The organism is Mucilaginibacter terrae, assembly GCF_042679325.1.
Lineage (GTDB): Bacteria > Bacteroidota > Bacteroidia > Sphingobacteriales > Sphingobacteriaceae > Mucilaginibacter > Mucilaginibacter terrae.
In genome coordinates, this window is the sequence record NZ_JBHTMJ010000006.1 from 1 (window position 1) to 12864 (window position 12864).

General features: G+C 42.1%; 8 protein-coding genes. 5 read left to right on the top strand and 3 right to left on the bottom strand.

The window, feature by feature from the left end; genetic code table 11:
- Positions 1-297: 297 nt before the first annotated feature.
- Positions 298-1641 carry an ammonium transporter gene (locus ACFQ3S_RS06225; RefSeq protein WP_377162395.1) on the bottom strand — a complete coding sequence of 448 codons (1344 nt, stop codon included), beginning with the start codon at positions 1639-1641 and terminating at the stop codon, positions 298-300.
- A 366-nt stretch (positions 1642-2007) separates the two neighbouring features.
- Between ACFQ3S_RS06225 and ACFQ3S_RS06230 the strand changes: the two genes are divergently transcribed.
- From ACFQ3S_RS06230 to ACFQ3S_RS06245, 4 genes are all read left to right on the top strand, one after another.
- A complete protein-coding gene (locus ACFQ3S_RS06230; RefSeq protein WP_377162397.1) occupies positions 2008-4182 on the top strand; it encodes a glutamine synthetase III family protein in 2175 nt (724 codons plus the stop codon).
- A 238-nt stretch (positions 4183-4420) separates the two neighbouring features.
- Positions 4421-5791 carry a hypothetical protein gene (locus ACFQ3S_RS06235; RefSeq protein WP_377162399.1) on the top strand — a complete coding sequence of 457 codons (1371 nt, stop codon included), beginning with the start codon at positions 4421-4423 and terminating at the stop codon, positions 5789-5791.
- A gap of 92 nt (positions 5792-5883) precedes the next feature.
- The gene (locus ACFQ3S_RS06240; RefSeq protein WP_377162651.1) at positions 5884-6993 is read left to right on the top strand and encodes a DUF1016 N-terminal domain-containing protein; all 1110 of its coding nucleotides are present in this window, start codon (positions 5884-5886) and stop codon (positions 6991-6993) included.
- A 323-nt stretch (positions 6994-7316) separates the two neighbouring features.
- Complete coding sequence (locus ACFQ3S_RS06245) at positions 7317-7880, top strand: hypothetical protein (RefSeq protein WP_377162401.1); 564 nt, start codon at positions 7317-7319, stop codon at positions 7878-7880.
- A 176-nt stretch (positions 7881-8056) separates the two neighbouring features.
- Here the strand turns inward: ACFQ3S_RS06245 and ACFQ3S_RS06250 are convergent, their stop codons facing one another.
- Positions 8057-9919 carry a chloride channel protein gene (locus ACFQ3S_RS06250; RefSeq protein ID WP_377162403.1) on the bottom strand — a complete coding sequence of 621 codons (1863 nt, stop codon included), beginning with the start codon at positions 9917-9919 and terminating at the stop codon, positions 8057-8059.
- Between ACFQ3S_RS06250 and ACFQ3S_RS06255 the strand changes: the two genes are divergently transcribed.
- Positions 9918-11099, top strand: a complete 1182-nt coding sequence (locus ACFQ3S_RS06255; protein ID WP_377162405.1) for an AIR synthase related protein — start codon at positions 9918-9920, stop codon at positions 11097-11099. The genes ACFQ3S_RS06250 and ACFQ3S_RS06255 overlap by 2 nt on opposite strands.
- Positions 11100-11189: 90 nt before the next feature.
- Here the strand turns inward: ACFQ3S_RS06255 and ACFQ3S_RS06260 are convergent, their stop codons facing one another.
- Positions 11190-12827, bottom strand: a complete 1638-nt coding sequence (locus ACFQ3S_RS06260) for a DUF4394 domain-containing protein (protein WP_377162407.1) — start codon at positions 12825-12827, stop codon at positions 11190-11192.
- Between the last annotated feature and the right edge of the window lie 37 nt (positions 12828-12864).

Consider the following 12864-nt stretch of genomic DNA (forward strand, 5'->3'; position numbering starts at 1 on the left):
AACCTGGGTCGGCTGAAGCCGGGGTGGCCTTGGTCGTGTCTTGAGCCTGGGCTAAGTATGCAGATGCGAACAGAAACGCACCGGCTAATAAAAATTTCTTTTTCATTGTGTGATAATTTGGAATTAATGGTTTGTTGTTGAATTAGGTGTGTGTTTATGTGATATAATAAGGACATGGCAATGGCTAACCGGCTGTTTTAGGCAACCTGGCAGTTATGCACAATAAATAACAATCATTATAACAAATAGATAATAATAGCACTGCACGGTTAAGGCATGCAGTGCTATTATAAATATTTACACAGTAAGGCGTTGTGATGTATAACGCTCGTCGTGCTGGCTGGCATCTAAACCAAGCTCTTCTTCTTCGGTGGTAACACGGATCGGTTCGATCAGGTTAACCAGCTTAAAGATCAGGAATGATACGATAAAGCTGAATGGAACTACGATGGCTAAACCCTTTAACTGGGTGATCAGGAAACCTACATCGCCATATAAAGCACCATTAGGACCGGCAGCATTTACAGTTTTGGTAGCGAATACACCGGTTAAGATCATACCTACTATACCTCCTACACCGTGGCAAGGAAATACATCAAGCATATCATCCAGGCTGGTAGTGGTTTTCCAGTGGGCAACCAGGTTAGAAATTATGGCGGCAATAAAACCGATAAAGATACTTTGCGGAATAGCTACAAAACCGGCACCAGGGGTAATAGCCACCAGGCCAACTACGGCACCAATACAAAAACCTAACACCGATGGCTTTTTACCGCGCAGTACATCAAAAAACATCCATGATAAACCGGCTGCACCAGCAGCGGTATTGGTTGTTAATAAAGCCGAAACAGCCAGGCCATCTGCATGCAAGGCCGAACCAGCATTGAAGCCAAACCAGCCGAACCATAACAAACCGGTACCTATTAATACGTACGGAATATTAGCCGGAGGTATAGCCAAACCTTCGATGTGAGCTTTACGACGTTTCAATACAATGGCACCTGCTAAAGCCGCGCAACCAGCGCTAATGTGTACTACAGTACCACCGGCAAAATCCCAAACACCCATAACGGCTAAAAAGCCTTTTGGATGCCAGCTCCAGTGTGCTAATGGCGCGTACACCAGTAAGCTGAATAATACGGTAAATAAGATGTAAGAAGTAAAACGGATACGCTCGGCAATGGCACCTACCACCAAGCCCGGGGTAATAATGGCAAACATTAACTGGAATACCGCGAACAATGAACGCGGGATAGTGGGAGCCAGATCCCAGGGACCGCTTGAATTTACACCTTTAAAAAACAAGTGGGTTCTTGGGTCGCCAATGAAACCACCAATAGAATCGCCAAAGCATAGGCTGTAACCTACCACGATCCATAATACGGTTACTACTCCTGCCGCTACCACACTTTTAATCATGGTTGACAGTACATTTTTACGGGTTACCATACCGCCATAAAAGAAGGCCAGTCCTGGTGTCATTAAAAATACTAAAGCTGATGCCACAATTATCCAGGCAATATCAGCACCGTTATACTTTGTAGCGTCGGCAAAGTCGGGCAATGCGGGGATAAAAATAGATGCGACCGCAATAAGCAGTAACACGATGAAGGGGAGATACCTTTTAAACGAATTTTCCATGCTTTTTTGTCTTTTGGGTTAGTTTTTAATCATTTAAGTGAATATTTAATTTAGTTTTTATAAATTTAGCATAAATAAAATAAAAATCAACAATATAATTTAATATAATTCTGAAAAAATAACATTTCTCACAATTATATACCTGCAATTTATCTTTCAAAACAATTATATTCTTCAAACAACAACATTTCTAACAATTACCCCAAATTATATTTTCCGGCTGCTTTTCATTAAAAAACTTTTTAGCTTACCTGTTTGTAAAGGCGATATTTAAAAAATTTCATTTAAATTTTACATGTTTATACCATATATATATAAGGTATAGCCATATATTTGATGCCGCAAGCCTTAAATACCTAAAAATACATGTCTAATATTCGTTTTCAAGCTCTACAAACTGTTTTAACCCGCACAATACCGGAGATAAAGACTCCTTCTGATAAAATTTCGGATTATTTTGGTGCTAATGTTTTCGATAAAAAGAAAATGAAAGACTACTTATCTAAAGAAGCCTTTCAAAGTGTCATTAATTCTATAGAAAACGGCGAGCCTATTCAGCGTGATATGGCCGACCAGGTAGCATCGGCTATGAAGGCCTGGGCCATTAGCAAAGCTGCAACACATTATACTCACTGGTTTCAGCCGCTCACCGGCACCACTGCCGAAAAGCACGATGCCTTTTTTGAACCCACAGCCGATGGCGGCGCTATGGAAAACTTTAGCGGCGATGCCCTTGCCCAGCAGGAGCCCGATGCATCGAGCTTTCCAAACGGCGGCATCCGTAATACCTTTGAGGCCCGCGGCTATACCGCCTGGGATCCCTCCTCTCCTGCCTTTATTATGGGCCGCACACTTTGTATCCCTACCGTGTTTGTATCGTACACAGGCGAGGCGTTAGATTATAAGGTGCCTTTGCTAAAAGCGCTGCATGCCTTAGATAATGCTGCAGTGGATGTTTGTCAGTATTTTGATAAAAGTATAGAAAAGGTAAATGCATCATTAGGCATAGAGCAGGAATACTTTTTGGTTGACGTGGCCTTATTTAACGCCCGCCCTGATATGTACCTGACCGGCCGCACACTGTTTGGCCACATGTCGGCCAAAAACCAGCAGTTGGAAGATCATTACTTTGGATCGATACCCAGCCGCGTGTATGCCTTTATGCAGGATTTTGAAACCGAGGCGCTGCAATTGGGCATCCCCTTAAAAACCCGCCACAACGAGGTGGCCCCATCGCAGTTTGAGTGCGCTCCTATTTACGAGGAAATTAACCTGGCTATCGACCATAACCAGTTATTAACCGATGTAATGGACCGCGTGGGCAAACGCCATAACTTTAAGGTGCTGCTTCACGAAAAACCTTACACCGGTGTGAACGGATCGGGCAAGCACAATAACTGGAGCATGATTACCAATACAGGTAAAAACCTGTTATCGCCCGGTAAAACGCCTAAGAGCAATTTGATGTTCCTCACGTTTTTTGTAAACACCATCAGGGCTGTTTATGAACATGCTGATATGCTGCGCGCTTCCATAGCCACCGTAAATAACGATCATCGTTTGGGTGCCAACGAAGCGCCGCCGGCCATTATTTCCATATTTTTGGGCAGTCAGCTGAGCGATGTGTTAGACGAGATCGAAACGTCGCGCATCAGCAAAAAAGCCAAGGAAGAGGCCATGCTATGGCAGGGCATTCCTAAAATACCGCAAATACTGCAAGATAATACCGACCGTAACCGTACCTCGCCGTTTGCCTTTACCGGTAACAAGTTTGAGCTGCGCGCGGTAGGCTCATCGGCCAACTCGGCTAATCCCATGACTATTTTGAATTTGATAGTGGCCGACCAGCTTAGGAAGTTTAAGGTGGATGTGGATAAGCTGATTAAAAAAGGCGAAAAGAAGGACGTAGCCTTGCTTACCATCATCAAAAAGTACATCAAAGAATCAAAAGCCATCCGTTTTGAGGGTAATGGTTACAGTGATGAATGGGAGAAAATGGCCGAAGAGCGTAACCTCTCGAACATTAAAACTACCCCTAAAGCGCTGGATGCCCTGGTGACCGAAAAAGCGGAAGCCGTATTTGAAAGCACCGGTGTATTCACCAAGCGGGAAGCCCACGCCCGTCACGAAATTTTACTGGATGATTTCTACAAAAAACTGCAAATTGAAGCCCGCGTAATGGGCGAACTGGTGAACAGCGTCATTATACCTACCGCCATTAACTACCAAAGCAAACTGGTAGCAAACGTTAAAGGTTTAAAAGATATTGGGCTGGACGAAGATACTTACGAAGCGCAGTTAGGCATTATTAAAAAGCTATCGGAGCATATTAATTTCATCCGCACCCATACCGAGCAAATGGTAGAAGAGCGCCGCACAGCTAATAAAATTGAAGATGCCCGCGACAAAGCCATTGCCTACGACGAAAAGGTAAAAACCTTTTTCGACCCTATCCGCTACCATGTAGATAAACTGGAGCAACTGGTAGACGACCAATTATGGCCGCTGCCTAAGTTCAGGGAGCTGCTCTTTATTAAATAAGCATACGAAGCCTCCGCGAAAGCGGGGGCTTTTTTATGAGGATGGTGTTTTGTAGCTACCGCAAGTTTTTAACATGTGATGATGATTACGAAAGTTATAAACTTCAGCATGCGGCTCCCACGAGTTAACTACGCTAAACTCGCGGGAGCGGGTAACAGATCCTCATAATAAAGTTTTTTCTTGCAAATTCACATTTGTTACTTAACTTACAAGCAATAAAACAAACTCTTATCACAACATGAAACAACCTTACCCTAAGCTATGCCATTATCTTGCCTTTTGCGGCTTCCTTTTATTATCAACCATTATTTACAGTTGTAAAAAGGGTTTCACCGATCAGTCAATAGATGCCAAAGCAGAAGTTATAGAAATGACAAAAGAGGTTGACGTAGCTGTACTAAAAAATCTTTATAACCAGGCCGTAAAACCATCAGGGTACCAAACCCGTGATTTGGCCGGTGATGCTAACCGTTATATTTATGGTACCGAGGTAGACTGGGATAATTTTGAACTGGTAGCCCGCCAAGCGAGTAAAATTATACAGTTTGATGTGAAGAATGATACAGCAGCACTCTCATTACGTAAAAGCACAGCAGGAGACCTAAGTAAATACCGCAACCGCACCAGCGTTGTATTTCTGGAATTTAATGATGGCAGCCGCCTGAACTTTTTTATGAAAATAATTGAAGACCTTAGCCAGGCAGGTTCAGTATCGGTAATAGATAAAGTAGGTTATGGGTACATGCCGGCTAAATTTAACGGCCTGGTGATGTACTTTGGCTTAGATAAAAAGTTTATTAACGGCTATCGCTTTACAGGTGGCAAACCAGTCAAAAAGGTAACCCTATCGGTAAAGGATGCGGGAAGTGCGGCTGTTACTAACACTAAAAAGCCTAACCTCATAGAAGTTTGCGAAATATTTGATGTGTATTACAGTTGGTGCAACTGGGTGGGCACTGCCGACAATCCGCATCAATCATACAATTGCACCGAACCTACTTATGTGTACACAGAAACAGAGTGCACTTACATAGAAGTGGGAGGTGGTGGCGGTGACAGCGGCGGTGTTGGCGGCGACACAGGCGGCGGCCCAGCTGGGCCTACCAATCCAGGCTGTCCGCAAGTGGGAGTATCATCGGTACAAAGTGGTAAAAAAGTATTTAAAGTTAGAGACGAGTGTGATCCCGTAGAGGAGGAAATTGTAACAACAGACATCATGCTTACTAGTAGCACAAGTGATTATGTAGATGACGATCTTTCTATTAATAGCCCAGCAACCGGTATTGCTGTAGGTGTACACTTTACTCCATTAGACTATAAATATCCGGTAACAATTGCATCAGGTGCTCAAACAGGAGAAATTAAATGGGTTTATATGAGTGATGCACTTTGTTATCCTGTTAATGAGACTTATATAGGTCCTAATTTAGAATATGTAACCAGGAATGCGCTAATAAGTACATTAACCAAGACTTGGGAACCACACGGGGCACATATGATAAAATGTTCTTGGCAGGCCACTGTATCAGCAAGGTACACCTATAATCCATCTGGTTACACCCGTACCAGAACTATAAATGCTAACTTTTTTGCCGACGTTTCTTACTAAAATATGTTCTTATTTGAAATACCATCATGATAAATGAAAGTACAAATAACATGTTATTCAATAAACTAATTGACAGCCTGGAATTGTTTATCATGACGAGGCAAAGAAACATGATGAAAATAACAAACAGTAGTATGGTAGAACTATTTTGGAAAGTAGGAAAAGTATTTAATAATGTTCTGTTAAAAGAAGGCAATTTGGAAACCGACAGACTAATTAACAATATTTCTTCCCATTTGACAAATTGGTTTGGTCCTTTTTTCAGTACGGAAAACATTATAATAATGCAAGAATTTGCTATCAAATGCCCACAAACTACTGCATCTCAAATTTCTTCTGTTATAGGGTGGGAGTATATTACCGAACTGCTTGTGCTGAATACGCCTGAAAAATGGATTTTTTACACAAGAGTTGTATTGCTTGAGCAATTGACTCCAATTGCGCTAAAAGATAAAATTGCAATAAAGCTTTACGAACATTCACAGCCGTTGAAACTTAAATTTCCAGACTCGCCGTTTTTTGATATTAAGATTATACCAAGTAAAAAAAACTCAATTGTTGAAGCGTATTTATCAAATATATTAGGCAAAAATTTTCGCCAAATATTAGAACCGAATTCGCGCCATAAAAACCGGAAGCCTAACTCATATAATTTATCAATTGTCGAGCACGATTTAATCAATATTACTATAAATCATGTTATCGATTTCCAAAAATTTCAGAATTTATGGCTTAATAGTTTCGTTAATCTCTCTTTTCGTGAAATAGGAACTCAAATTAAAGAAGAAATGAATAAAGCTCAGCTTAAAGAAGTTGAAAAAATTGATATATTAAATAGGCTTGCAGAATATTTTGATTTTAAATATGGACCTCCTTTTTCTAAGTTTCATCTGCTTAAAATTTTTAAAGTTGCTAATCAATCAGTAGATGATTTTATTCAAATTACAAGTTTGTTGCGGTGGGAACATATATTAATATTATCATTTTTAACAGATAAAAATGAACAATTCTATTATGCTACTTTGTCAGCAACAGAAGATTGGAGCGCTACTTATTTAAAAAAACAGATCAAAAATGGTCTTTATTATATAATTGCTAAAAAAACAAATGAGGATGTTGATGGGATTATTGAAAGTAGTTTATTAACAAAAAACATTTATAAAAATAAATATTTCATAGATTTTATGAGTGTTAATCCCTAATTCTATTTTGCTTTATCCGCGTTATATCCGTAGTCTTACTCCAAACGCACTGTCCGAATGTCTCTGACTTCAGATTTTTATGTAGTCAGTGTCTAACTTTACAGCTTATGGCCGGTATTATTAGCGCACCATTAACTCTTCATTATGGTGCTTTCACGTTAGGGTTAGTTTACTATTGTTTCTTAATAATACAGTAATTAACAAAAGTTAACATTAAAATTTCTTTTTAATTAAACAACTGATAACTATACATTTATTCTTCACTTTTTACCGTCCAACCCAAACATTGACCCTCTCTGCCCGTTTGCATGAAAATCATTATCATGAAAAAAGCAATTTTGTTAAGTGTATTTACGGCATCTATGCTGTTGTTTAGCTGCAATTCTAAAGACAAAGGACAAAGCACGGGCGATTCAACCGTTACCGTAGATTCTTCCTCTTCTACGTCGTCGACCACCGTACCTATGGAAACCCCTGCATCACCAGCTAATGAGCCAAAAACGTACACCGTAACATTTGGACCGGATACAGCCTCATTGGGTAAAAATAAAGAAGCCAGCATTAAACTCATAAACGGCAAAGCAACCGAACTGACCGACCCTGATGGTAAAGCTGAAGGTACTGAACTGAGCTTTAAAATGAGCCTTACCAATAAAAATAAGATCGGTGGCAACAGTATCAATGTATCTCCATCTGATTTCCGTTTAGTGTTAGATAACAATACCTCCATATCACGCTACAACGGCAGTTCGGTTTCTGCCGACCCGGAAGCAACCAAACAGTCGGACGATGTAATTACCTTCCGTTTGCCAGCGGGTGCTAAGCCAAAAGCGTTGAACCTGTTTTATGACGAAACCCGTGCTTCGGTATCAGTATCATTGAAATAATTTTGAATTTCTACTTTCACACGAAAGCCTGTTGCTCAGTTGCAATAGGCTTTCATATTTTAAGGCATTATTCGCATCAACCCGGTTAATACTTCCAGCGTTTCAACTGCTGCAAAACGCATCATGAAACATCTAAAAAAATGAAAAAATAGCTAATTATAGGTAAATTTTTGCAATTATTTGATAGGATTTTGAACCGGCCTGGCAAATAAATCGGCGTTTTTGTGTTGCTGTATAAACACCTGCCGGTATTGGCTCAACAACCCCGATTTGGAAATGAAACCCACAAACCGGCCGTCTTTCACTACGGGTAGTTGCCATACGTCCAGGTTATCAAATACGTTCATCACACTGTTTACAGGCTGATTATAGCTAATGATAGCCGGCGGAGTGGCCATAATATCGCCTACTGTGGTATTGGGTTGGGCGGCCTTAAACATTTGTTTACGGATCTCATCCATCCAAATAACACCCTCCAATTGCTGATTAGCACCAAGCACCGCAAATATATTAGCATTACTCTCCGACAGGATATTGTAGAACTCGGCCAATGGCATATCGCGGTTCAAAGCGGTGTATTGCTTGTTAATCACGCTATCTAACTGTATGTTATTCAGCATACTAAAATCCTGATCGGGGTGTATATCTTTTTCATGAATAAGGGCATGCCAGTACGCATTATGCGGGTTAAATAACCGCGCAATGATATACGATATGGCCGATACGATCATCAATGGAATAAAAAGCACATACCCACCCGTAATTTCAGCTATTAGGAATATAGCAGTTAGCGGCGCGTGTAATACGCCACTTAATGCACCGGCCATGCCCACGGCAATAAAATTACTGGTGTTCAGGTGGATGAGCCCCGTTTGGTTGATACCATAAGCCAGCAGCAAGCCTAAAAATGCACCAGTGAACATAGTAGGTGCAAAGGTTCCGCCATTACCGCCAGAACCTAAGGTTATACCTGCCGCTATAATTTTTATTAACACTAAAGCAGCAATAAACAGCAGCATTACCCAAGGCTCGGAGAGCCAATCGGCAAACAGCGATTCCTCTTTTAAAACATCGATATTACCATTTAATATAGCTTGCAGGTAATGATAACCTTCGCCCAACAATGGCGGAAATAACAGGATAAGCACACCCAACATTAGTCCTCCTGCCGCAGCACGTACGTACCGGTTTTGCTTCATTAGGATGCCTTTTTCGAGTCCGTGGCCAACTTTATTAATGTAAACGGCCACCAAGCCGCTCAATACGCCCAGCACCATATAAAAAGGCAAAGCCTCCACCAGCCAGCCCTCCGTTACCAGGTGAAACAGCTGACCAGAGTGCAGCAACTTGCCCACTACCACACCCGTAGCCGATGCTATTAATAGCGGTATAAATGTAGGTATGGTGATCTCCCCTATCAGTATTTCCAGCGCGAACAGCACGCCTGCTATGGGGCTGTTAAACACTGCTGCAATCCCGGCTGCCGAACCGGCGGCTAATAACACCGTTTTTTCGTAATTGCTTAATTTGAAAAACTTTGCTGTATTGGAACCAATAGCGGCACCGGTAACTACAATAGGTGCTTCTAACCCCGACGAACCACCAAATCCTACCGTTAACGAACTGCTAATTAGGTGTGCATAAGCATTATCGTGGGGAATATTACCTTTGTTTTTCTTGATATTCAATAATACATTACCTATGCCCTTTTGCATACTGTCGCGGTTCACCAGGTGCTGATAAACTACCGTTAGTAATATCCCTATTGCAGGTAAAAGTAAAAAGCTGTAATGGTAAGGAACCCGTAAAGCAATGTTCCGGCTTAATTCTTCCATCAGCTGCACCATGTACTTGAGGGCAACGGCGGCAAGTCCGCCTATAAAGCCTACCAGTACGCTGCAATAAATCAAAAAATTACGTTGCGAGGTTTGCCGGGAACGCCAATGGTTAATATGAACTAACAGTACTTTAAACATAGTGTAGAGCTGATGTAAAGCAAAGTAACGATTTTTACTGCCGTAAGCCGTATATTTGACCATGATTTCTGAGCAAAGATATGATCAGCGGGGGGTATCGGCCTCTAAAGATGATGTACACAAGGCTATCAAAAATATTGACAAAGGCCTGTACCCCAAAGCATTCTGCAAAATTATACCCGATATTTTAAGTAACGACCCCCTGTATTGCAATATTATGCATGCCGATGGAGCGGGTACAAAGTCGTCACTGGCTTATGTGTACTGGAAGCAAACCGGCGATATTTCGGTTTGGCGCGGCATAGCACAAGATGCGATTATCATGAACCTGGACGACCTGCTTTGCGTGGGCGCAACCGATAATATCCTGCTATCATCTACCATTGGCCGTAATAAGAACCTCATACCCGGCGAAGTGATTGCCGCCATTATTAACGGCACCGAAGAAATTTTAGAAGAGCTCCGTGGCTACGGCATAGGCATATATTCTACCGGTGGAGAAACTGCCGATGTGGGCGACCTGGTACGTACCATTATTGTAGATTCGACCGTTACGTGCCGTTTGAAGCGTGAGGATGTGATATCGAACCACCGCATACAAGCCGGCAATGTCATCGTGGGTTTAGCCTCTTACGGACAAGCCACTTACGAAAAGGAATACAACGGCGGTATGGGCTCTAACGGATTAACCTCCGCCCGCCACGATGTATTTAACAAAACCATTGCTCAACAATACCCCGAAAGCTTTGACCAGGCCGTACCCGAAAGCCTGGTATTTTCGGGCAGTAAAAACCTCACCGACCTTGTTGATATTGGTAACGGCCAAACCATAACCGCAGGTAAACTGGTACTATCGCCCACCCGCACTTATGCACCGGTTATTAAAACCATGCTCGATCAATATCGCGGCCAGATTGATGGCATGGTACATTGCAGCGGCGGCGCACAAACCAAGGTGCTGCACTTTGTAGATGACGTGCATGTGATTAAAGACAACCTGTTCCAGGTGCCTCCCCTGTTTAAATTGATCCAACAGGAATCGGGCACCAGCTGGCAGGAAATGTACAAAGTATTTAACATGGGCCACCGTATGGAACTATACGTGCCCGAAAGCATAGCGCAAGACCTCATCAGCATCTCGCAAAGCTTCGGCATTAAGGCGCAGATTATAGGCCGCGTGGAAAGCGCCGAACAAAAGCAGGTAACGGTAAGATCTGAGTTTGGGAAGTTTGTGTATAATTAACATATAGATCTTTTAGCATTTTTATATAAAAGCAAAATGCCCTGCTCAAAATTGAGCAGGGCATTTTTTTATGAGGCTTTTTAATTAAGTTTAGAAACCTGAGCCTATAGCAAAACCACGAACCTTTTTAGGGAACTCTAAGCCCGGAGTAGCGACACCTGATATAATACTTACGTTGTATAAGCGGGTTGTGGTGCCTACCGTAAACAATGCTATACCATTACCTGTAGCTACTGGAACAGCAGGGGCGGTTGGATTAGTAGTAGTACCAGCTATACCAATATCAAAACCGTTAACGGCATCAACATCAACACCCAAGGCACCTACAGAGGTAAGTATGCCTGTAGCTGCATCCTGGCGGTAAACCCTATCAGTAGCAGCATCAATACTAAATAATACAGTATTAGTAGTACCTGCAAAATTGTTAGAATAAGCCGATGCAGACACGGCAGGTGTACCTGTACCTGTTGAAAAAGTAACATTAGGGCTTGCAGTCACAGTTCCTAAGTTAGGATCTGCAACTAAATTTTGACCTGTGTTGCTCACAATCCTTATACGATCTGCACTCGGATTAAAATCAAACCCAAATGATGTACCAGCCAAGGCTGTAGTAAACGGCACTGTTCCTACAGCTGTTGCCGCACCTGTACCCAGGTTAATAGTGTATAAACGGCTTGTACTGCCTAAGGCATACAACTGACCATTAAATGGACGGAAATCTATACCTAATACATTTTCACCTGCCTGTAAACCGGTTATTGGTTTGGTTACCGCTGTAGATGGGCTTGAAGTGTTAAAATAGTATAAGGCGTTGGCTTCATCAACAGCGTAAGCAACTGGTGCTGTTGGTATGGCAATACCTATTATAGATGTACCAATAATACCATTGTTACCTGTTGTACTGTTGGGTATGGCAATAAGGCCTAATTCGGTAGCGGCACCGGTCTCCACATTAATTTGGTATAATGTTGTACCTGCTACCGCAAGCGCAACACCGCTTGGGTCAATATCAAAACCACCGTTTACAGTAGCCGCTACTGCTGGAATACCAGTTACACCAACTTCAACCAAAGTACCGTTATTAGGTGGCTCTTGGCGGTAAAGTTTACGGTTAACCAAATCCAGATCGTACAAAACTGTAGATGTTGCACCTGATATATTATTGGTGTATGCGGCTCCAGAAACCACACCTGCCGGGGTACCACCACTCAAATTACCGTCTACTGCAGCAACTGTTGCATCTTCTGGGTTCACCCTTAAGTTTTGACCAGTTGTAGTTACTATACGAATACGGTCTACCGTTGGGTTAAAATCAAATCCCGCAACTGTACCGCTTAACAACGTAGAAAATTGACCGCCTACAAGTCTTGCAGTGGTGCTTGTAGCCGTAACAGATGCCGGTATAGGTATCTGGTACAAACGGCTGGTGTTACCTAAGCCATATAACTGGCCGGTTGCCGGGCGGTAATCAATAGCTACAATACTTTCGCCAACTTGCAAACCATTTATGGTAATGGCCGCACTGGACGCTGCGCTTACATTGCTGGCACTATATCTAATTAGCTGACTTTGTATTGTAGTGGCTGCATTATTGGCAGTACCAACAACTGCTGTTGAATTGGTTAATGCCACAAAGGCTATACCTGGCTTGCTAACAGCCGGGTTTAAGGGCGAAAAATCATCCTTACAAGCACTAAATGTGCCTGTAATTAATAGTAATGCACCCATTACCAAGGATTTTGTTCTATTTATATGAATTGTCATA

Bases quoted from the DNA above. Each gene is read 5' to 3' on its own strand.
- ACFQ3S_RS06225 (WP_377162395.1), bottom strand. From the start codon at position 1,641: ATGGAAAATTCGTTTAAAAGGTATCTCCCCTTCATCGTGTTACTGCTT.
- ACFQ3S_RS06230 (WP_377162397.1), top strand. From the start codon at position 2,008: ATGTCTAATATTCGTTTTCAAGCTCTACAAACTGTTTTAACCCGCACA.
- ACFQ3S_RS06235 (WP_377162399.1), top strand. From the start codon at position 4,421: ATGAAACAACCTTACCCTAAGCTATGCCATTATCTTGCCTTTTGCGGC.
- ACFQ3S_RS06240 (WP_377162651.1), top strand. From the start codon at position 5,884: ATGACGAGGCAAAGAAACATGATGAAAATAACAAACAGTAGTATGGTA.
- ACFQ3S_RS06245 (WP_377162401.1), top strand. From the start codon at position 7,317: ATGAAAAAAGCAATTTTGTTAAGTGTATTTACGGCATCTATGCTGTTG.
- ACFQ3S_RS06255 (WP_377162405.1), top strand. From the start codon at position 9,918: ATGATTTCTGAGCAAAGATATGATCAGCGGGGGGTATCGGCCTCTAAA.
- ACFQ3S_RS06250 (WP_377162403.1), bottom strand. From the start codon at position 9,919: ATGGTCAAATATACGGCTTACGGCAGTAAAAATCGTTACTTTGCTTTA.
- ACFQ3S_RS06260 (WP_377162407.1), bottom strand. From the start codon at position 12,827: ATGGGTGCATTACTATTAATTACAGGCACATTTAGTGCTTGTAAGGAT.